The 21,219-nt window shown below is 48.6% G+C and carries 23 protein-coding genes and 1 pseudogene; 12 read left to right on the forward strand and 12 right to left on the reverse strand.

The window, feature by feature from the left end; all coding sequences use genetic code 11:
- The first annotated feature begins 83 nt into the window (after window positions 1-83).
- Window positions 84-659, forward strand: coding sequence for a CGNR zinc finger domain-containing protein (locus AC07RN_RS00355; protein ID WP_478335283.1), 576 nt, complete (start codon window positions 84-86; stop codon window positions 657-659).
- A 30-nt stretch (window positions 660-689) separates the two neighbouring features.
- Here the strand turns inward: AC07RN_RS00355 and AC07RN_RS00360 are convergent, their stop codons facing one another.
- Window positions 690-824 carry a hypothetical protein gene (locus tag AC07RN_RS00360; RefSeq protein WP_268825263.1) on the reverse strand — a complete coding sequence of 45 codons (135 nt, stop codon included), beginning with the start codon at window positions 822-824 and terminating at the stop codon, window positions 690-692.
- Between the two features lie 161 nt (window positions 825-985).
- On the opposite strand from AC07RN_RS00360, the gene oqxR reads away from it, so the two are divergent.
- Window positions 986-1,465: an efflux pump transcriptional repressor OqxR gene (gene oqxR, locus AC07RN_RS00365; RefSeq protein ID WP_478335284.1), complete on the forward strand. Its 480-nt coding sequence runs from the start codon at window positions 986-988 to the stop codon at window positions 1,463-1,465.
- 66 nt (window positions 1,466-1,531) lie between these two features.
- On the opposite strand, the gene oqxB is transcribed toward oqxR, so the two are convergent.
- Window positions 1,532-4,684, reverse strand: a complete 3,153-nt coding sequence (gene oqxB / locus AC07RN_RS00370; protein WP_478335285.1) for a multidrug efflux RND transporter permease subunit OqxB — start codon at window positions 4,682-4,684, stop codon at window positions 1,532-1,534.
- A 23-nt stretch (window positions 4,685-4,707) separates the two neighbouring features.
- Complete coding sequence (oqxA, locus tag AC07RN_RS00375) at window positions 4,708-5,883, reverse strand: multidrug efflux RND transporter periplasmic adaptor subunit OqxA (RefSeq protein ID WP_012017283.1); 1,176 nt, start codon at window positions 5,881-5,883, stop codon at window positions 4,708-4,710.
- Between the two features lie 335 nt (window positions 5,884-6,218).
- Here oqxA and AC07RN_RS00380 point away from each other — a divergent pair, with 335 nt between their 5' ends.
- Window positions 6,219-6,581, forward strand: coding sequence for a helix-turn-helix domain-containing protein (locus AC07RN_RS00380; RefSeq protein WP_478335286.1), 363 nt, complete (start codon window positions 6,219-6,221; stop codon window positions 6,579-6,581).
- A gap of 32 nt (window positions 6,582-6,613) precedes the next feature.
- On the opposite strand, the gene AC07RN_RS00385 is transcribed toward AC07RN_RS00380, so the two are convergent.
- Window positions 6,614-7,489: a LysR family transcriptional regulator gene (locus AC07RN_RS00385; protein ID WP_478335287.1), complete on the reverse strand. Its 876-nt coding sequence runs from the start codon at window positions 7,487-7,489 to the stop codon at window positions 6,614-6,616.
- A 101-nt stretch (window positions 7,490-7,590) separates the two neighbouring features.
- Here AC07RN_RS00385 and AC07RN_RS00390 point away from each other — a divergent pair, with 101 nt between their 5' ends.
- The 3 genes from AC07RN_RS00390 to AC07RN_RS00400 all read left to right on the forward strand — a co-directional run bounded on the left by AC07RN_RS00390 (window position 7,591) and on the right by AC07RN_RS00400 (window position 9,314).
- Entirely contained in the window at window positions 7,591-8,571 is a 981-nt protein-coding gene (locus AC07RN_RS00390) for a nitrilase family protein (protein ID WP_478335288.1), read from the forward strand.
- A gap of 77 nt (window positions 8,572-8,648) precedes the next feature.
- Window positions 8,649-8,966, forward strand: a complete 318-nt coding sequence (locus AC07RN_RS00395) for a YebG family protein (protein ID WP_478335289.1) — start codon at window positions 8,649-8,651, stop codon at window positions 8,964-8,966.
- Between the two features lie 132 nt (window positions 8,967-9,098).
- Complete coding sequence (locus AC07RN_RS00400) at window positions 9,099-9,314, forward strand: DUF6500 family protein (protein ID WP_041689393.1); 216 nt, start codon at window positions 9,099-9,101, stop codon at window positions 9,312-9,314.
- Between the two features lie 2 nt (window positions 9,315-9,316).
- Here AC07RN_RS00400 and AC07RN_RS00405 read toward each other — a convergent pair whose 3' ends face one another.
- The 4 genes from AC07RN_RS00405 to AC07RN_RS00420 form a co-directional block, all read right to left on the reverse strand.
- Window positions 9,317-9,418, reverse strand: coding sequence for an FAD-dependent oxidoreductase (locus AC07RN_RS00405; RefSeq protein ID WP_478335290.1), 102 nt, complete (start codon window positions 9,416-9,418; stop codon window positions 9,317-9,319).
- A gap of 236 nt (window positions 9,419-9,654) precedes the next feature.
- A complete protein-coding gene (locus AC07RN_RS00410; RefSeq protein ID WP_478335780.1) occupies window positions 9,655-10,494 on the reverse strand; it encodes an MBL fold metallo-hydrolase in 840 nt (279 codons plus the stop codon).
- Between the two features lie 13 nt (window positions 10,495-10,507).
- On the reverse strand, window positions 10,508-10,834 hold the full coding sequence (locus AC07RN_RS00415; RefSeq protein WP_478335291.1) for a hypothetical protein: 327 nt from the start codon (window positions 10,832-10,834) through the stop codon (window positions 10,508-10,510).
- Between the two features lie 4 nt (window positions 10,835-10,838).
- Window positions 10,839-11,372, reverse strand: a complete 534-nt coding sequence (locus AC07RN_RS00420) for a sugar ABC transporter (RefSeq protein WP_449554319.1) — start codon at window positions 11,370-11,372, stop codon at window positions 10,839-10,841.
- 165 nt (window positions 11,373-11,537) lie between these two features.
- On the opposite strand from AC07RN_RS00420, the gene AC07RN_RS00425 reads away from it, so the two are divergent.
- Window positions 11,538-12,446, forward strand: a complete 909-nt coding sequence (locus tag AC07RN_RS00425; protein WP_478335292.1) for a LysR substrate-binding domain-containing protein — start codon at window positions 11,538-11,540, stop codon at window positions 12,444-12,446.
- A gap of 41 nt (window positions 12,447-12,487) precedes the next feature.
- Here the strand turns inward: AC07RN_RS00425 and AC07RN_RS00430 are convergent, their stop codons facing one another.
- Both AC07RN_RS00430 and AC07RN_RS00435 read right to left on the reverse strand, forming a co-directional pair.
- Window positions 12,488-13,726: an IS110-like element ISEsa2 family transposase gene (locus AC07RN_RS00430; RefSeq protein ID WP_478335293.1), complete on the reverse strand. Its 1,239-nt coding sequence runs from the start codon at window positions 13,724-13,726 to the stop codon at window positions 12,488-12,490.
- 360 nt (window positions 13,727-14,086) lie between these two features.
- Window positions 14,087-15,179: pseudogene (locus tag AC07RN_RS00435) on the reverse strand (IS3 family transposase).
- A 355-nt stretch (window positions 15,180-15,534) separates the two neighbouring features.
- On the opposite strand from AC07RN_RS00435, the gene AC07RN_RS00440 reads away from it, so the two are divergent.
- The 5 genes from AC07RN_RS00440 (at window position 15,535) to AC07RN_RS00460 (ending at window position 18,437) form a co-directional block, all read left to right on the forward strand.
- Window positions 15,535-15,894 carry a hypothetical protein gene (locus tag AC07RN_RS00440; RefSeq protein WP_204772708.1) on the forward strand — a complete coding sequence of 120 codons (360 nt, stop codon included), beginning with the start codon at window positions 15,535-15,537 and terminating at the stop codon, window positions 15,892-15,894.
- A gap of 137 nt (window positions 15,895-16,031) precedes the next feature.
- On the forward strand, window positions 16,032-16,433 hold the full coding sequence (locus tag AC07RN_RS00445) for a hypothetical protein (protein ID WP_034496762.1): 402 nt from the start codon (window positions 16,032-16,034) through the stop codon (window positions 16,431-16,433).
- A gap of 389 nt (window positions 16,434-16,822) precedes the next feature.
- A complete protein-coding gene (locus AC07RN_RS00450) occupies window positions 16,823-17,149 on the forward strand; it encodes a hypothetical protein (protein ID WP_478335294.1) in 327 nt (108 codons plus the stop codon).
- A 57-nt stretch (window positions 17,150-17,206) separates the two neighbouring features.
- Entirely contained in the window at window positions 17,207-17,893 is a 687-nt protein-coding gene (locus tag AC07RN_RS00455) for a hypothetical protein (RefSeq protein WP_478335295.1), read from the forward strand.
- A 160-nt stretch (window positions 17,894-18,053) separates the two neighbouring features.
- Entirely contained in the window at window positions 18,054-18,437 is a 384-nt protein-coding gene (locus AC07RN_RS00460) for a SecDF P1 head subdomain-containing protein (RefSeq protein WP_478335296.1), read from the forward strand.
- A gap of 215 nt (window positions 18,438-18,652) precedes the next feature.
- Here AC07RN_RS00460 and AC07RN_RS00465 read toward each other — a convergent pair whose 3' ends face one another.
- Window positions 18,653-19,363, reverse strand: coding sequence for a YnfC family lipoprotein (locus AC07RN_RS00465; RefSeq protein WP_235135819.1), 711 nt, complete (start codon window positions 19,361-19,363; stop codon window positions 18,653-18,655).
- Between the two features lie 253 nt (window positions 19,364-19,616).
- Window positions 19,617-21,173 (reverse strand): EAL domain-containing protein, encoded by a 1,557-nt coding sequence (locus AC07RN_RS00470; RefSeq protein ID WP_235135810.1) that lies wholly within the window; start codon window positions 21,171-21,173, stop codon window positions 19,617-19,619.
- Window positions 21,174-21,219: the final 46 nt, after the last annotated feature.

Here is a 21,219-nt window from a genome sequence, read left to right on the forward strand (position 1 = left end):
TTTGTAACCTTTAAAGTGTGAATTTGAAGGTTACAGGTAAATTTGGTAACCTGTCAAAATCATTTTATGAGTTACGGACGAATATGGATTTCAAACAGCTCTCTTCCCCGCCTCTCTTTCTGGCCGATAACCTCGCTCTGGATTTCATCAACAGCGAATATGGGACAGGTGACGATCGACATGATTGCTTTGAGGACGATCTCAGCGTCATTGACTGGCTGATAACGGCTGGCCTGGTATCCAAGGGGACGGAGGCACCGGCTGGATTATTAACAGAAGCTCGCCAGCTGCGTGACGCCTCAAGGGCTATCGTGCACGCCGCGATGAACTCTGTTGCGGTTGATTTGGATATCGTTAACCGGATTCTTGAGAAAGGGAATCCTCTGACGAGACTGCAATGGGATGAAGATACGCAGCGCTATCACGTCGATTCTCATGCTGTCAGCCATAGCCCCGAAAGCCTTCTCTGGCCCATTGCTGATGCACTGGTGAAACTGGTCACAGGCGATAAATTTGAATTCGTGCGCCAGTGTGAAGCACATAACTGTATTTTACTTTTCCACGACTTGAGTAAATCGCATCGCCGCCGCTGGTGCAGTATGGCGACGTGTGGCAATCGCATGAAAGTGGCGGCCTTCAGAAACAGGAAGAATGCATAGCGATTATGACTTCGACGGAAAGGAGCGGGTTTAATACGTGGGTCTGCGGCGAGACACATCGCCATCGTCAGATGGTGCAACGCGGCCGGTCACCATCCGTACCAGCGTCAGTAACGGTCCCACCAGAAAGCCGACGCCAAAAAGGATTGCGCGTGCGCTGTTCATCCCTCTTCACATTCAGCGCGCGCCGGAAACTCTTTTTTACGTCACAGGTTAAGCCTGCACTGCTTCAAAAAAATTACCGTATTTGTTATCATGTTGCTCACTGTTTATTCACCTCTGCGGTGCCAAAAAGAACAAAATTCACCGCAACCCAGGACACTATAATGTTAGATTACCGCTTCCCGACAGCTTTGCAGATGGTTCTCAGCGTAGCGATGGCGGAGCAATCGGATGAACGTTCAACGAGTACGATTCTGGCCTACGGGCTGGAAGCCAATCCGAGCTTTATCCGCAAATTAATGGTTCCGCTCACGCGTGACGGCATTATCGTCTCAACGCTTGGCCGCAACGGTTCCATTCATCTTGGCCGCCCGGCTGATAAGATCACCCTGCGCGATATCTATATTTCCGTCACGGAAGATAAAAAGCTGTGGGCGTCGCGTCCAGACGTACCGGCTCGCTGCGTGGTCAGCGCCAACGCGTGCTGGTACTTCAAATCTATCGCCGATGAAGCGGAGCAAGCTTCGTTAGAGGTTTTAGCTCGTCATACCGTGGCAAGCGCGCTGGAAGAAGTTAAAAAAGCCGACACCAGCGGCTGCGATCCGGTACCTGAAATTTGTACCCAGGTTAAAAAAGCGCACTAATCATTTCTTAATTGCGAAAAAAAACCGCCTTCACAGTAAAGGCGGTTTTTTGTTATCTGCAATACCCTACGCAGGCAAAACGTCCCTTTCAGCCTTGCCCCGCGTCACGAATTTACGCAGCGTCACGTAGAACACTGGCGTCAGGAACAGACCAAACAGCGTAACGCCTAGCATACCGGAAAACACAGTGATACCGGTGACGCCGCGTACTTCGGCACCCGCGCCGTGGCCGAGGATCAGTGGGATTGTCCCGGCAATAAAGGCGATGGAGGTCATCACAATCGGGCGTAAACGCAGGCGGCACGCTTCGAGAGCGGCTTCCATGATCCCTTTCCCCTGGATTTCCAGCTCGCGGGCAAACTCGACGATAAGAATCGCGTTTTTACAGGCCAGCCCCATCAGAACGACCAGACCCACCTGTACAAACACGTTGTTATCACCGCCGGTCAGCCAGACGCCAAACAGCGCGGACAGCATCGTCATTGGGACGATAAGTATTACCGCCAGCGGCAGCGTCCAGCTTTCATACAGCGCAGCCAGCACCAGGAACGCCAGCAGTACGGCGACCGGGAAGACAATCAGCGCCGTATTCCCCTGCGTGGCCTGCTGGAAGCTCAGATCCGTCCATTCAATATTCATCCCATTTGGCAGGATCTGCTTAGACATACCTTCCAGCTGCGTCATCGCCTGCGTGGACGAGAGCACGCGAGGATCGGCATCGCCAATCAGATCCGCCGCCGGATAACCATTATAGCGAATCACCGGATCCGGCCCGTAGGTGGTGCTGATATTCACCATGCTGCCGATCGGCACCATTTCGCCCTGATTATTACGGGTACGCAAGTTACCAATATCTTCGACGCTGTCACGGTACGGCCCGTCGGCCTGCGCCATCACGCGCCAGGTACGTCCAAATTGGTTAAAGTCATTGACGTACGACGATCCCAGGTAGGTTTGCAGCGTACCGAAAAGGTCGGTCAGCGACACGCCCTGCGCTTTCGCCTTATCGCGATCGACCTGCACGTCCAGCTGTGGCACGTTAGCCTGGTAGGTCGAGATCGGGAAATGCATTCCAGGGGTCTGCATAATCGAACCGGACATCGTATTCACCGCGTTTTGCAGCGCACCGTAGCCCAGACCGGCGCGATCCTGGATGTACAGCGAATAGCCAGAACCCTGACCCAGCCCTAAAATCGGCGGCGGTAAAATGGAGAACCCAAAGCCCTGCTGGATTTGTGCGATTTTCGCGTTGATCTCCGCGTTAATTTCCGCAGCAGTGTGTTTACGCTGGTCGAACGGCTTCAGACCAAAAAAGACCGTCCCGGTATTCGGTGTGTTGGTGAACTGCAGCGCATTCAGCCCCGGAAACGCGACCGCATAATCCACGCCCTCGGTATTCATACCGATTTCGCTCATTTTGCGGATCACCGCATCGGTGCGTGCCAGCGAGGAGCCTTCCGGCATTTTCACGCCACCAATTAAATACAGCTTATCCTGCGTCGGAATAAATCCGCCGGGTACGGCTTTAAACATGACGCCAGCGGCACAGAGCAGCAGCAGATAAACCGCAAATACCGCGCCACGGCGTCCGAGCGTTTTACCCACCAGCCCCTGATAACCGTTCGAGCTGCGGTGGAAAAAGCGGTTAAATGGCCGGAAGATCCAGCCGAACAGACGGTCAATCAGCCTGGTGGGATAATCTTTCGGTGCACCGTGCGGCTTCAACAACAGGGCAGCCAGCGCCGGGGAGAGCGTCAGTGAGTTAATGGCAGAAATCACCGTTGAAATGGCGATTGTCACCGCAAACTGTTTATAGAACTGGCCGGTCACCCCGGAGAGGAATGCCATGGGGACGAACACAGCACACAGCACCAGCGCGATAGCGATAATCGGACCGGACACTTCGCGCATCGCCTGATGCGCCGCCGCAAGCGGAGCAAGCCCCTCTTCGATATTTCGCTCTACGTTTTCCACCACCACGATGGCATCATCCACCACGATGCCGATAGCCAATACCAGCCCGAATAAGCTCAGGGTATTAAGCGAAAAACCGAGCAGGTAGAGAATGCCAAACGTGCCCACGATCGATACCGGCACCGCGATCAGCGGAATAATTGACGCGCGCCAGGTTTGCAGGAACAGAATCACGACCAGTACAACCAGCGCTACCGCTTCCAGCAGCGTTTGTACAACCGCGCGAATGGAATCGCGAACAAAAACCGTAGGATCGTAAGGGGCCGCCCATTTCATATCTTCCGGGAAACGCGTGGACAGTTCGTCCATCTTGGCGCGCACCGCGTTAGACAAATCGATAGCGTTCGCCCCCGGCGACTGGAAGATACCAATCCCGACCGCGTCTTTGTTGTTCAGCTGAGAGCGCAGCGCATAGCTGCCAGACCCCATTTCTATTCGCGCCACGTCGCGCAGGCGCACCAGCGAACCGTCTTGCGCCGTTTTCAGAATAATGTTGCCAAACTCTTCTTCCGTGTGCAGACGCCCCTGGGCGTTAATGGAGATCAGGAAGTCGCTCTCTTTCGGCAGCGGCTCGGCGCCTAGCTGCCCGGCGGAAACCTGAACGTTTTGCTCCTGCATCGCCGTGACCACGTCCGATGCGGTTAATCCGCGTGCCGCCACCTTATTGGGGTCGAGCCAGATGCGCATAGCATATTCGCCCGAGCCAAAAATCTGAATTTGGCCAACGCCGGGCAAGCGCGCCAGCTCATCCTTCACTTTCAAGGTTGCATAGTTACGCATATACAGTGAATCGTATTTACCGCCGGGCGAGAACAGATGCACCACCAGCGTGAGCGTCGGCGACTGTTTCTGAGTGGTAATCCCTAAACGCCGCACATCTTCCGGCAGACGCGCTTCGGCCTGTGATACGCGGTTTTGCACCTGTACCTGCGCCTGATCCGGATCGGTACCCGGGCGGAAAGTGACGGTGGTCACCAGCACGCCATCGGAGCCTGCGACGGACTTCATGTACATCATGTTTTCAACGCCGTTGATCGCCTCTTCCAGCGGCGTTGCGACGGTTTCTGCGATCACTTTCGGGTTGGCACCCGGGTACTCCGCGCGCACCTGCACGCTTGGCGGTACAACGTCAGGATATTCGCTCACCGGCAACAGCGGGATGGCGATTAATCCGGTGATAAAAATCAGAATCGACAGCACCGCGGCGAAAATGGGCCTGTCGATAAAAAAGCGGGAAAAGTCCATGTGTTGGATTCTCAGGTAAGGGATCAGTTGAGCGCAGTGCTGGCGGTCATGGCAACGGTTTTCGCGTTAACCGGCATACCCGGCATAAACACTTTTTGTAAACCGTCGACGATCACTTTATCGCCAGGGTTCAGCCCTCGCTGCACGATGCGTAAACCGGCTGCCAGACGCCCCGGCGTAATATCGCGACGCTGTGCTTTACCCTCTTTATCAACGATATAAACATATTTGCGGTCCTGATCGGTCAGCACCGCTTTATCGTCGATAAGCGTGGCATTGAATTCCGCGCTGCCCGGCAGGCGCACGCGGGCAAAGAGTCCCGGCGTGAACTGACGCTGCGCGTTATCCAGCAAGGCGCGCATGCGGATTGTGCCGGTACTTGGCGTGAGCTGATTATCAAGGAAATCCACTTTGCCCTGATGGGGATAGCCATCCTCGCCGGTCAGGCCAATCTCAACCGGTAGCGCCATGTGATTGCTGGACGCTCCCTGCCCGCTGCGGGCGAGATTTTGATAGTGGAGATAGGTCGACTCATCCACGTCAAAGTAGACGTAAACCGTCTTCTGCGAAACCAGGGTGGTGAGCACGCTAGCGCTGTCGCCCGTGGTGACCAAATTCCCGCTGGTGATCAATGCGCGGCTGGCGCGACCGTCGATAGGCGCGATCACTTTCGTGAAGTCCAGGTTGAGCTGAGCTGCGTCAACTGCCGCCTGCGCTGCGCGAATGTCCGCCTGCGCCTGCGTAGCGGCCGAACGGCGCTGCTCCCACTCTTCCCGTGAGACCAGATGGGTATTGATCAGCTTATCGGTACGGTTAGCCTCACTTTGCGCCAGGCTGGCCTGCGTTTTGGCTCGTGCTAGCGATGCCTGCGCCTGCTCCAGCGCGGCGCGATAGGTGCGGTCATCAATCGTGAACAGCACCTCGCCTTTTTTCACTTCCTGGCCGTCGGTATAATTCACTTTATCAATGTAGCCGGAGACGCGCGGACGTAGCTGAACGCTTTCCACCGCTTCAATCCGCCCGTTAAAGCTATCCCACTGGCTAATAGATTTCACAACCACGTCAGCGGCACTGACGGCGGGCGCAGGTGGCGCGGCGTTTTGCGCGACGCTGTTATCGCATCCGACGAGCAGCACGGAGAGCAATATCGCGCCCAGTGCATTCAGATGAAAGTTACCCCAGGTTTTTTGCAGGCTCATTATTTTTATTCCGGTAATTGTAGCCGCCGGGCAAGACGCAGCGGGAGACGCCGCGCTACTTCCTTTGTCCGGGCTGGCTTAAGGCCATTTGTGTCGTTCATCGCCACAAAACTGTAACAGTTGCGAATACACTATTCGCGGCGATTGTAGGAAGGCGCTTAATTAAGTGCAAGAATAATTGTTGCACTTTATGTGCTATTTGCGTCGATGCTAAATGACCCGTTTCAGTCAAGGACTTAAATGCAACAATAAAACTTGCAATTAATACAAAAACGCGCCACCTTTTAATGCAACAAATAAAGATACTTTTAGACAGGCTGCGTGGGGGTAACCAGATGAACACTGGCGCATTTATGCATGATTTACTCGACTGGATCGATAACAACCTGGATAGCCGTCTGGACATTGAGTCCGTCGCCAGGCGATCCGGCTATTCAAAGTGGCACCTCCAGCGGCTGTTCAAAGACCATACGGGTTATCCCCTCGCCGGGTATATCCGCGCGCAAAAGCTGCAAAAATCGGTTGAACGCTTAACCCACAGCGATGAACCGATTCTGAACGTGGCGATCGCGCTGGGCTTTGACTCCCAGCAGTCCTTCAATCGCAGCTTTAAGCGTCTGTACGGTCAGGCACCTGGCGCATGGAGGCGTAGCATAGGTGACCCACAAACACAGCAGCTAAGCCTGCAATCAAGGTAGTGCGTCTTGCGGGATGGCTCCCTCAGGAATCATTAGCCGCAATGGGCGGAAATGCCCTTTCGTATGCTGGCAATAAAGTTGTCACGGATGACATCCTCCTTGCCTGGGTCCCAGGCGATGCCCACCTTCCAGCTTATTGACTCCCCCGTTAACGGAATCATCACCAGTTCCGGCGGCGCGATATGCGTCACGCTGGTGGGCAGAATGGCAACACCGATACCCGCAATCACCATCGCGACAATAGTTTGTATATCGTCAGTCAGTTGAGTCGATGAGATGAATAGACCGTTGTCGTGCAGAAAACGGTCAATCTGTGCATTTAAACCCCGTCCTCGCTCAGCATGAAGCCGCAGCAGAGGGCGTTTCGTTAGCCACTCAGCGGCAGGCATTGTCGGCGACGCTGCGGGTGCAACCAGAACCAGCCGATCGGTAAATAACGGCAGGTATTTAAGCGCCACGGGGGGAGGAACCCTGACAAAACCGACCTGCAGCTCATCATTTTGCAATAGCTCGTACTGCTGAAAGGAAGGCAGATCCGTCAAGGACATTTCGACTCCCGGGTAATCTCGACGAAAGTCTGCGATACAGCGCGGGGCCAGATAAAAACTTGAGAGACCGAACCCAACGGCGATATAGCCCTCCACCCCTTCTACTACCCGCTCAGCATGCTGCATAAATACCTGGGTTTGCCTGACCACTTTTTCAGCCTCAGGCAGCAAACGCCTGCCGCCGGCCGTCAGTATTGCGCCATGACGACCTCGTGAAAAAAGAGACATATTCACCTGGGATTCGAGGAGATTAATCTGTTTGGTCAATGCCGGTTGCGAGATAAACAGCGCTCGCGCCGCATCGGCGTAATTTCCTTTTTCAGCCAGCATCAAAAAGGCTTTGAGCAACCGAGTGTTCATTTTTTTCATTCCAGATGGTTATCTAAATCAGAAATGATTTGATTATACAGTTATTGATAATCGTTATGTAATTCAGCTTCGATAACCACTGGAGAAGCATCATGAACGAACCAGAATTCCTAAAGGCGGCAACCGTACAGTTTCAGCACCAGGCCAATAACAAAAAATACAATCTGCTGATAATCGAGAAATTTATTGAACAGGCGGCGCTTGAGCAGGTGAACATTCTCGTTTTCCCTGAAATGTGTATCACTGGCTATTGGCATGTCCCCAAGCTCACCGCAGCGGAGGTGTCTGCTCTGGCAGAGCCGATTGCTGAGAGCCCTTCCCTGACGTTAATTCGCTCTCTGGCGATAAAACATCAAATGCTTATTGGCGTGGGTCTTATTGAAAGAGCCGACGATGGCCGCCTCTACAATGCGTATGTTGCCTGTATGCCTGATGGCACAATGCATACGCATCGAAAACTCCATGCTTTTGAACATCCGGCTATCAGCAGCGGGGACCGCTTTACCGTTTTCGATACGCCCTGGGGAGTGAAGGTCGGTATCCTGATTTGCTGGGACAATAATCTGGTCGAAAATGTGCGCGCGACGGCGCTGCTGGGTGCAGATATTCTTCTCGCGCCGCATCAAACAGGCGGCACCGATTCCCGCAGTCCTCACGCGATGAAGCCTATTCCGCTGGCGCTCTGGGAAGAGCGAGAAACACGCAAGGAAGAAATTACGGCCGCATTCAAAGGGGCAAGCGGTCGCGAATGGCTGATGAGATGGCTGCCAGCCCGTGCGCATGACAACGGATTATTTCTTCTCTTCAGCAACGGCGTCGGTGCAGATGATGACGAAGTGCGCACAGGCAATGCGATGATCCTCGATCCTTACGGACGCATCATTAATGAAACCTGGGCGGCTGACGACGTTATGGTGAGCGCCGAACTGGATTTAAGCCTGCTTGCAATGAGCACCGGACGGCGCTGGATCCACGGTCGCCGTCCTGATTTATACCAGATACTGACGCAGCCGCAGGGCTATGAACGTGATGCAATCAGTGCACGATTTTCGAATGTGCCCCCTGCTCCCTAGAAATGTGAGCACTTTTTAGCTGCAACAAAGAACCGGAACTGCTATACTGTATATAATTACAGTGCGAGGTATACATAATGGCTGTTGAAACAAAATTTGTTGTCGTAAGAAAAGGTGAAGAGAAAATGACATTTGCCAGTAAGAAAGAGGCTGACGCTTACGACAAGCTGCTCGATATGGCAGATGCGTTCACCGACTGGCTGTTGCAAAGCGGAATACAGATGGAAGAAACGCAGGCTGAAAATCTTGGCCTGTATCTCGCCGAGCAAAAAGAGACCGTGCAGCATATTCTGCGTACCAGCAAGCTTCCCGATCTCAATGCTCCAACGGCTACCGATAAAACTGAATCCGATGCGGCTGATGCTAAAAAAATAAGGGCTGTGAAAGCAGCTTAATTGTCAGAAAAATCATCACCGATCCTGTCGCCGTAAGCAGACATCTGCTTGCGGCTTTTTTCGCTGTCTGTTGGGATCCTCAACTGGTTGATTCCATTGTTTCATACTCAGAATATGCAAAAAGGAGATAGTGTGCGGGAAGGAATGAAGGAAAAAATCATCAGAGTATGTGATGCTAAAATTGCCTCAAAGGGCGGCAATGTTGGGCTCTCATTTTATGCTTTTTTTGCTAATAAAAATGACGATCCTGAACTGCTTATGGAAGTTGCGCACTGGTGGATTATGGAAATGAAACTGGACCATTTTGAAAAGGCGGAAAAGATCAGAAACCTCGTCTCAGCCATGTAACGCTATAAAGCGAGATGGCCGGTATCCTGTTCAATAAGGGTGACGTCAAATTCAAGGTGGGCAAGATGCCATGCGATGGATACGCCAGTCATTCCAGCCCCCACGATGACGATTCTTTATTTTCAGGCCATTGTGCCCTTCTCCTGTGTGCGAAACATGTTCATACCTGATGCCAAAGTCCTCTCTTGCAGGTAGCAATATTCATTGCTACTACGCTTCAGGACAGCAGCATCTGCTCAAAACAGACATCCTGTTTATGGCAATGTCCGCTCAGTGCCAGAAACGGACATTGATGGCCTTGAGCGGTGCTAATCAATAACAAGCCAGTCAGTCCTACCCATCATTTTTCAGAGTAGGAAATGCGGTATCCACTGCCTTCCCTGAGAATGCTGGCAAACCCAACCTGACTTAAGTGCATGCCAGCAATGATCAGTTTTTCTCTGACAGCTTTTTCCATTATTTTCTTTCTTGTTTCCTCAGCCTGAGCGGGATCGGTGTCGAATGAAATAGAAACAGCCGGTTGCGCTGACTGAATATGAGGATAATGGACAATGTCTCCCCATATTAAGAAGCAGTTATCATCCGCATCGATGCGAAAACCGGTATGCCCAGGCGTATGACCCGGCAGCCATACCGGCATAATACCTTCTGCTATTTTGTCGCCGTTAAAAAAACGCACCTTACGGGCATAAGCGTCTAAGGTTTGGCGGACCAGCCAAAAATTACGTTGTCCGCGCTCATTTGCGATGCTGAGTTTTTTATCATCCTGCCAGTGTCTCGCTTCGAGAGGATGAAGAAAAATTTCAGCATGTTTGAAAACCGGCTGTTTCTCAGAATCCAGCAGGCCTCCAATATGATCCGGATGGCAGTGCGTCAATAAAACAGTATCGACGTCGTCAGGGCTTACACCCGCAGCAGCAAGGTTTGCGTTGAGTTGTCCTGCCATGTTGTTCAACGGGCCTGTGCCAGCGTCAACCAAAATGATCCGACCCAGACCGCGGATAAGATAACAGTTTATATGGATATCGCCGGGCTCACTGACTCCGGCACGGCATTGAATAACGTCCGCATCAGCTTTTTCAATGCCTGACAGCAAATCCAGACTCGCCGTCATATTGCCGTCACTCAGCGCAGTTATTTGAAAATCGCCAATCTGGCAGAACGGAAAGGGATGGCTCATCATTTCCTCGAGGTTAGTTGCGGGCGAACAGGTGTTCTGCTGGGGAGCCAAAACAGCGAATACGGGTCGTCAGACCAGAGGCCTGGTGAGTGACAAATTCCAGTTCACCCATAAAGTTTTCCATGACTTCATGGGTTCGCAATGTTGTCAGACGATAAAAGAGCTCGGCATAGACCGGGTGCCCGCATCCCGGCTTAACATCGACAAAAACGATATGAACGTTTTTGGGCTCTGCATCAAGGATGTCACAGCAGAGGGCGCTGCATTTATAGGTAAAATCACCAAGATTTTTAAACTTGTCAGAGTGATTTTCAGAAATATAAAAAGTCAGATTAGGCATGATGTTATGGCTTCCCTTTATCAGGGCTCTGCAACTGAGGTGTCAGAGGTTCGTAGATATACACTCCAGACACCTCTGTAAACAGCGGGACCATCTCAACAGGCAAGACATATGCAACGCGATAGCCAGGGGATTTATCCAGCCCCACTGCATGCATTTCCAGACCCTGATATCCCTGTTCTGTCTCTAAAAAGTCTATTGGCTTTGCGCTCAATAGCAGAATGTTATCGAAAGAGATGGGTGTAGCAAGGCCCTGGCCTTCATAGAGGTTACGATGCCAGTCCGTAATGTAGACCTGCCAATGAGAGAAATTACCGCCCCCTTTTAAACGATAATCCTCACTGCTGAGAATCTCCGCATCATTAATCGTATGAATGGCCAGGTAAACAGGACAGCCGGATGTTAAGGCGCGAAAGCGTTGAGAAGTCGTGAAGCCAGCAACAGATATCAATGCGGGCAGTTTTTGCTGGCTGTAAAAGGCATTCCATTCTGCCTCGCTTTCAGGATCGTTATACGAGCATTCCACGGTATAGAACATAAGCCCATCTCTATATGAGTCATAAACGCAAGCAAACAGATTTGCTCAATGATTTTATGTCATGCTACAGACTGTATGCGCCACTTAAAAACGATAATATGTCACTGGTTAGTGATATTAAATCAATGAGAGTACATTGCAGGCATTGAGCAAGGAACAGGTTTTATGCGCAGAAAAATACCCAGTAGTGCGTCCCTGCAGGCTTTTGATGCCGCCGCAAGGCACGGCAATTTTGCCCGTGCCGCAGAGGAGTTATCCTTAACGGAAGGGGCAATTAGCCGTCAGATTGCGCGTCTTGAAACGTTGCTGAACTGTAAATTGTTTGACCGTATGGGAAGCCGGGTAAAGCTTAACCCTGTCGGCGCGCGCTATGCACATCACGTGCGTGAAACGCTCGATCGGCTCGAAAGAGATACGCAGTACATAATGGGAATGCCTGAGGGCAGTAAAAGTCTGGATATTGCCGTCCTGCCGACCTTCTCCTGCCGTTGGCTCATTCCCCGCCTGAGCGGGTTTAACACTTTGTTCCCGGACATAACGTTAAATATTGCGGCGAGAACGGATCCGTTCATATTGCCAGGCAGTGGCTTTGACGCGGTCATTCATTTTGAACATTCCGCATGGGCAGGCATGCGTATGCAGTTTCTGTTTCAGGAAAATCTGCTTCCTGTTTGCAATCCCGCACTGTTAACTAATATTGATGTCAATAGACAGTTAAACGAACTTCCGCGCATTCACCGTCGACAGAATCCTGATGCATGGCATCACTATGCCCGGGAAAGTGGAATACACCTCGATAATCCGGCTCAGGGTGTGCGGTACGATCTTCATGAAATGGCCATCGCTGCCGTCATCGCGGGACACGGCGTAGCATTGGTTCCGCGTATGTATGTCGAGAACGAATTAAGTTGCGGTATGCTTGTTTCGCCATGGCCCGCCTCAGACTGCCTGAGTAAAAAATTCTGTTTAGTAAAACCGACGGAAACGGGAATCAATGAGGCCGCACTCGAAAGTTTTGAAAGCTGGTTGCTTGCTAAAATGAATACGCTCGCCAGCCTTAATGCCGAACGATGACGTTACGTCCGCTTCACGCCCTGAGACATTCGACAAGCTTTTTATGGCTTCAGTAAGGGCGAGTGTCGCGCTTCGAGAGCCAGCAAATATTTCGCTTCGTCATAACAGGTTCTGGCCTTCCAGCAGCGGTAAATGATCCTTATCCATTTGAACGTCAGCGCCCGGATCGCAGACTGATGAGATTTGCCCTTCTCTCTGAGGCCCTGATAATACAGTTTGGCCCAGTATGATGAATTAACCGTCTTGGCAGCCCATTCAACAAAGGTCTGCCTGACGAACTTGGCACATTGCCATCGCCAGTGAACCCAGGATTTCTGGCCGCTTCGTTCGGTCACCGGTGCTATACCTGCGTAGTTTTGAATTTCTTCAGCGCTGTTAAACCGGTCACGGTTATCACCAAGTGCAGCAAGCATCCGTGGGCCCATACACGGCCCCATGCCCGGAAGCGATTTAAACAGCCCCGCATCTGGCAATGTGTCAAACAGCGTTTCGATTCGTTCGTCATAGGTTTTGATGATTTCACTCACGACTTTAATTTGTGTCGCCAGTGCTGTTGCCATCAAAGCATTAGCCTCTATAACACTCGGGTCTGTAGTCAATGGGATCGCATTATCAATACTCGCAACACGTTGCTCGGTAAGGGCCATAGCGCGACCACCTTTGGCATTCAGAAAGTTGCGGATCGTGTCGCGTCTGGCTCGTTTCAGTTGTTGCAGACTGGGCCACCGGATAATCAGCTCACACAACAGTAAGCTACCTCGATGTGAGAACCACTCCAGTGGCTGTGGATAATACTGTTTAAGCGTGTTGATTATCCGGTTCACAAACCGTCGTTTATCTTCAACCAACTGACGACGTTGCTCAACCAGTTGCTGAAGTAAGCGAATATCCGCATTGTCGGGTTCAATAGCTTTTATCTTCTGGGGGTAACGCAGCATTAACTCTAATGCCAGCTCGGCATCCTGCGGATCATCTTTAGCGCCGCTGGGCGAGAAGGCTTGCCGGTAACGAGCCAGGGACAAAGCGTGGACGGGGAAAACGGTGATAAAGGGATATTTTTGAAGAGCATATACCACGGGGCCCTTCTTCAGTTCGAGAGCTATTGCGATTCTACCTTTTACTTTCTGGTGTAACTCAGTAAGCCAGGCATCAAGCGCTTCTGCTGTATGTTCAATCACATCGAATGCGCGTTCACCGTTTTTAAACTGAACACAGACATCGTGTTTTTTATCAGCCCAGTCCAGACCAACGTGCGCAGCAAATTGATTAGTCACAGTCATCACCAACTCCTTTTTATCGGGGATTGGTATGCATTCCACGCTCTTCGAAAGAAATATAGCCAGCAGTTTATCTGCATGCCCTGAGTATTCGTTAGCGGACGTGGAGCACCTACTGGCTCGAAAGAAAAGCGGCGATCATCACATGATTCTCGCTCAATATTCGTAACCAGTAAGCGCATACCCTGAATCACTTCAAAGTGTAATTCTCAGGGGGCGAATGACTATATTTCGCTCAAAGCCGCCTATCGCCCATGCTCTATTTGTCGTAGAGTTGATTGTTATAATTTTGATACATAACGTGAAGTTTGCGACCGACTGCGTATGCGAGGTTTTTATAAACCCAATGTAAGCATCCCAGCTTTAGTTCCACGCACTTTTTGAGATTTCCGGTTTTTCAGCCATTAGTCGGTACTCTTCCGGCGTCAGGTTATTCAGGGATTCATGCGGCCGCTCACTGTTGTATTCCATCAGCCAGCGCTCTGTAATTTCCCGTGCTTCATTCAGTGTTCTGAATAGGTAAAAATCCAGGATTTCTGTCCGGTATGTCCGGTTGAACCGTTCGATAAACGCATTTTGTGTAGGCTTACCCGGCTTGATAAATTCGAGCTGCACGTCATGTTCTTCAGCCCATTGTGCCAGCGCCAGCGAGACCAGTTCCGGCCCGTTGTCCATCCGCATCTCCAGCGGGTAGCCGCGATTTACCACGATCCTGTCCAGCACACGGACGACTCGCTGAGCCGGGATATTCAGGTCGATTTCTATCGCCAGCGCTTCACGGTTAAAATCATCCACCACATTGAAGGTCCGGAAGCGTCTGCCGCAGACCAGCGCATCGTGCATAAAATCGATGGACCAGCTCTGGTTTAACGCTTGCGGTGTCGCCAGTGGTGCTGGATTACGCACTGGCAGCCGCTGCTTTCCCTTGTGACGAAAATTCAGTTTCAGCAGGCAGTAAATCCGGTGAACGCGTTTATTGTTCCAGGTATTACCCTGCCTGCGCAGCAGTTGGAACAGCTTCTTAAAACCGTAGCGCGGATAGCGTTCTGCCAGCTTAGTCAGCGCATGGATCACCGGTTTATCACGCCAGGTATCAGGCTAAAAATATACCGTCCCGCTCAGCGATAACGTCCTGCAGGCCTGGCGTAAACTCATGGCAAATTGCACCGTCAGATAGCTGACGAGTTCACGCTTTATTGCTGGTTTTAAAGCTTTTTATCGATGACGTCTTTCAGTGCCCGGCACTCAAGGCTGAGATCAGCAAACATCTGTTTGAGGCGTCGGTTTTCATCCTTTTGATATCAGACGCTTCCATAACGCCATATTTTGCTTTCCAGTTGTAGTACGAGGCTTCAGAGATACCGGCTTCACGGCAGACATCCTTGATGGTACGTCCGGTTTAAACAGACTTCAGAACGGCGATGATCTGATGCTCAGAGAATCGGGCTTTACGCATGGCGATCTCCTCAGGGGACATAATCAGTATGTCGAAAGATCTCTAAAAGTGAATGGTTCGTTTTGCCGGGATGCTTACACCAGCCTTAAAATCCTGCCTAGTAAAGATGTTTTAAGATGGTTGGTTTATCACAGATACTGGAATGTTATAATATAAAACAGCTAGTTACTTTTGAGTAGAGGGGTGAAGCGTCATGAGGTTTTTTATTTTCTTGTTCTCTTTTGCAATTATTTCAGGGTGCTCTTCACCGGGGAAGCCTTCATTTTATTACCCATGGACCCAGTACGAGACCGGGGTTAACATAAAAATGTTAAACGAACCTCGGTATGTATATGGAACACAAGGGGTGTTAAGGATGGATGATGACGGTGAGTATGCGCTTATTGTTTTCTACAACGGAGGAAGTGTTGCTGGCCACTTTGGATATGTAACTAAAGAGAATATAGATAGCTGGATTGGAATATTTAATGGTTTTTTATCCTGGAATCCTAAAAACGATACTGACAAAGAAATATTTCACATTAAAGATGATGTTATGCTGTTTCATAAGGAATATACAATAGAATATATCTTTAAAGATAAGAACAAGATATTTTTAGTTAATAATGATGCTCTTGATGGTCTGTTTGTTGATTATTCGAGGCTGGCGATCGATGAAAGCAATGTAAGAAAACTATATGATCTTTATATAAAAATAAAGCCTAAGTTAAAATAATATCATCTTAAAGGCCGCTAGTGCGGCCTGATGGTTACCTAGTGCTTACAAGGACTGTCTTGTGCCAAAAGCGGATGTTGCAAAGCCACGCTAGTTAGGTTTACATATTGTATTCCCAATGGATATGGATTCTACACATGAAAATACGATTGTTACTGCTTATATTTATCATCAGTTCCCAGTCGTGGGCAAGTCAGCCCTCCCCAAAGGAGCAAGCTAAACAAATGGCTGAAGCAGCATGCCTGTACCAATATAATGTCATCTACTCTCGCTTTGCTTTGGGTTTTTCTGAGGAAAAAGCAATTCAAGCATCGTCTAAAATACTAACTAATTATCTGGAGAGTCATAAAACAAACGCAGGCGATTTTTTTCTCTCATCGATTCATAGAAGTACAATTGCACAATTACGGGAATTAGAAGTAAATAAAGAGGCAGTGCAGCAACTAAGATCTCCCCCGCCAAGTTTTAAGGATGATTTTTTATCGTCTTGCAATGAAATGAAAACCGAGCAGTTGGAAACTATGCATGTTTTTGGTTAAATTCAGCAGATATGCAGATATGGTTTTTGAGAACCATCACATTTGTTACTTATGTTCCTCGCTCATAGCGTACCGGGCAGCCGTTTGGACTGTCCGCTCAGTGCCAGAAGCGGAAGTAGTTAATAACAGTCTGTGTTGCTAAAAGGGGAGCAGGTTAACATTCGCAATTCGACCTCAGCCGCAGACCCGAAACGGCAATTGCGGCGTTTCGGCGGCCTTGAGTCTGGCGGCGGCATGGGCATTAAATCTGGTGGGACACTTTCGATTAAAGCATCTCAAGTTAGTGTCGATAAGGGATAGGACAACAATTTGAACATCAAATGTCCGTATCAAAAGATGCATTTTTTTATGTCCGTGTTAGACTGACGAAAAGAAATAGGAGGTGCGAAATGACTACATTACGCCGTATGCCAGCCCTCAGCCCGGAAGAAATCCGCAAAATTTCTGAAAAAGCCGTGGCGAATGTCGCTGCGCAGAAAATCGTTACGACTAACTCCAAAATGCCATCGGTACACAGTCCTGATGGTGGCGCGCTGTTACGCAAAGTGAATGCGCGAGCTTATCGCCGCACGAAAGATGCGGCTTCGTTAAATGCAGCGGCATCAGGCTTAGTTGAACGCGCTCGCGCGTTGGCTGGCTCTGTATTATCACAGAGCAGCGGGCGTCAATATATGCAGGATTCATTTAATCAGGTACGCAAAACCAAAAAAGCGTAACTCCGGTTTATCGACAATAGCCCCTAACGAGGGGCTTTTTTTTGTTTTTGGTGAACTATGGCTCAGCAATCTAAAAAGTGGGTTTTTACCGAACTGGTAAAAGACCCCAATAACATCGAACAACTGATTTCATATGCAATCTATAAAGGGTTCAAGGACGAAATTGCCCGGAATGCCCGCGCTGCTGAAAAAACAGAACCAGAAATAGAAACGGAGCTGATGGCATATCACGATCAATGCCTCCAGTCGCCGAGACAGTTAGAGGTTTTCCGAAAGAGCGCTAAGGATACGCTGGATGGGTATATAGCCCGCGTAAATGGCGAATTGGAATCACGTTTGAATACAATATTTGCACAGCAAGAGGCGGACTACCAAAAACAGATCAAAGCTCTGGAAAAGGACAAAAAGGCGGCTGAAAAAACGGCGTTGAAGCAGCTGCTGGCGGGGGCAGAGAAATATAGCAAACAGGTCACAAAGCCGGTGGGCGCTGTTGAACATATCCAGAAATATTGTAAGGCGTTCCTGAAATTCATGTTTTCGGGCGTCCCAAAACTTTTTGCGACAGCATTCTCGGTGTCATTAATGTTTGCTGTATATGGCTGGGCTAGCGGTGATGGCACATCTGCTGTCCGCACAGGCTTGCAGAAGTGGATAGATATGACGTTTCCGGCAAAAGAAGGGAAAAACCCGCCCAGCGAGGCAACCAATAATGCCCCGCGAATTGGTGCGGGGCCAACTGATTAACGGCGGCGGCTCGATTCGGGACAATCTCGAACTTCCGTTCCTCGCTCTCAGCGGACCTTTAGATCAGGTAACTCGTCCGTTGTGTGCCAAAAGCAGACGTTGATAGCGTTGAGATATGTTAATTTATGAGGAGCCGGTCAACAAACAAAAGGAGAAGAAGATGCAAATCAAGTTTGGGATGTTGTTACTCGCGGTGCTTGTGCCATTGACATCGACTGCAGCAAAAGGGAGTTTGGTTTTTTCGGTCGGTAATGAGAAAACTTCTTTTGACTCTGGATGTGTAAAGTCAATTAATTATGTAGAGAAGGATGAGACAGGTGCAGAGAATTTAATCTTTAGATTTTCCGATGAATGTGGCAAAAGGTTATCGGACATGACCCGACAGAATATCGGAAAGCATATGACCCTCGCCTACGATGATAATAAAATTACTTCCGCTATGATTGCCTCGCGCCTGAGTACCAGTTTCAGAATATCCACAAAAGACATACCAAGAACACTGTTGATGCAAATACTTAATGATTATGATGGTATTCGTGATTAACCAGAAAAAAAGCGGTAAATAATAATTTATTTGGCAATGTAAAAGTCATTCATAAATACAATGTCAGCTTTTCGCTCACCGCGGACCTTCAGCTCAGTTAGTTGGTCCGCTCCGTGCCAGGAGCGGACATTGATAATATTTCAATGGCGTTAAAAATTAGGAAGCAGGCCAATCTCTCGGGAGAGGTTGTGTTGGCTTTGCAATTTTTAATAGATTCAGAAATATTCCGTTTCGTGATTAGAAATCCATATCAAGATTGAGCCACGATAGTCGTCTTTAGTGGAGGCTATCAGCGAGCATTTATCTGCATTGCCATCAGCGGTGTAAGCACAGCTTTGCTTCACTCGGACAGTTAAGTCCCCTGTTTTTGATACTATCTCTGAGTCAGCAAATTGCGCACTTCCGGATGGATAAAAGATACGCGTGTCCTTCTGATCTTTATAATTTCTTATACGTACAGGGAATTGGCTATTGTGATATTCATATCGCTTTACAACTTCGCCCGTGTTTTTGTCCGCGATTATTTCAAGTAATCCGCGCACATTATAGCTGAGTACATAATTGCCTTTTTCATTCTCAAGCTCAGTGATTTCGCAGCGTTCATTGATTTTTCCGGTAATACGCTGACCTTTAAAAGAGGTCAGTACGCCATCTTTGTTTACCAAATGGAACTCATGGTCATTTGCCTTATCAACCATATTAATATTAGTAAAGCACCCGTTACGATCGTATCTAACTTCTGTCATCGCCTGAAGTTTACCGTTAACATCTCGGATCCACTGGATGCTATGTTTTACGTTCCCGGTAGTTGCATCATGCTCGAACAAAAGAGCAGCATTTAAGACCGCCGGTTTGAATTGAGTAAATGCAGCGACATTAAATGATATTGCCAAAAGTAATAGACTTAAAAGCAACCTTGCTTTCATTATTTATTCCTTTATTAGAAGGATCGCACTCTAAGGTGGTGGGGTAACTCAAGTTATCAAATTCTTTGCGAATAGGCACGAATAATCGAGATGCTTCCATGTCACAAGTTAAGCGACCGCTTTTCGCTCATTGCGGAAGGTGTTCAACTCAGTTGCCCATCCTGTTCAAGGAGTAGACGTCTAATGGTTCTAAAATATTCTGATTGTAGAGAGAGATTGTATCGACCACTTCACCATGATAATCACTCCTTTTTTACGACATGATCAGAGAGCTAATCTCTTCAGATTTCAAGGGTTTTGAAAAATACCAGCCTTGCGCATAGCAGTCAGGGATATTGTCCAAAAGAAAACGATACTGTGTTTCCGTTTCAACTCCTTCAAAAACAACTAGTTTCGGCATTTTATTTAACATTCCGATTAGGCCTGACAGGACAGGGTTAACTGAAGATTCAGTACCAATACAATCAATCAAGGATTTATCGATTTTAATTTCTTCAACATCAAGTAATGAAAGCCAGTTAAGATTTGAGTAGCCGGTTCCGAAATCGTCTAGGGCGAACCGGATACCAGAGTCTTTGTAAGAGAGTATTGCCTTTTTTATCTCCTCGATACTGGCATTTTGTCTTTCAGTAATCTCAAGCATAATTAGGTTGCCCGGGATCTTTTCCCGCTCAAGGGTGGTGAAAAGTTTGGCCCGAAAGGTGTCATCACAGATATCCGAACAGTTAACATTGATGCTCAGAATAATATTGTAGCGATGCAATATAGGTGCAAACTCAGCGAGAGCATGTTCTACAACATAAAGACTTATTTTATTGATCAACCCATTTTTTTCGGCGAGCGGAATAAAAATATCTGGCCCTATACTTCCCATGTGACTATCATTCCAGCGTATCAGAGCTTCTACCCCTGTAACACGATGTGTTTCAACATTATAAATAGGCTGATAAACGAAATTGAAATCCTTGTTGAGGATGGCACTTTCAAATCGAGAAAGTAAAGACTGATTTTTCCCTGTGATACTTATATAGAGTGCAGAATTTAAAAAACCTATAATAATCGATATGGAAATAAGAAAGGCTAAGATGTAAGGGTTGTTATTGAAGAGAATGGGGAACTCTGTGCCAGTAATAACGCAAATATCTTCAAGCATGCTACAAGAGCGAGTGGTCATGTAATTAAATAGATATGTTTTGCGATGTTCAATCGCCTCCAATAAATCTGTCTTATTCCCGATGTTAAAAAAATGATTTTTATGATTAAAATCACCTACAATAGCGCTAAAATTCATTTGTTCTGCTTCTTTCCAGAAGCGCTGAAAAGCAAAAGGGGAAACGGTAATGGCAAAGTTTTTTGTATAAAGTACATCTGCGATAATATTTTCTTCAATCTGCGCATCAAAAACCCAGACATAACTTCCGCGGTGCACTTTATTTCTGTATAAATTCAAGGAAAGAGGAGTGCTAAGCGTCCCCCAGAGCGCAGAGCAGACAACGTGCTGATCGCTGACATAGGCAATATCTTTGATGAGGGGATATGGCCAGAGACGTTTTCTTAGTTGATGGAGATACTGTTCACTGCAGGGGGGATAGACTGAGAATTCATCACGTAAACCATCAATCAGCTGAACCTGCTTAATCAAACTGTCACTTCTTGAAAGGATTGAATCAGCATAATTTTCAATTTTTTCATGAAGATAATAGTAATATATGCCTGAGCCTAGTCCGTAACACAGGACAATAGTTAACATCACCGATACAAGATACACCCCGGGGCGGTTAATTGCTAAATACAGAATTCTTAGTTTCATTCTGACAGTATCACCTTGTTATTATCTTTGTCTGAATGCCGCCGAT

It is taken from the genome of Lelliottia sp. GFLA7 (assembly GCF_056490165.1).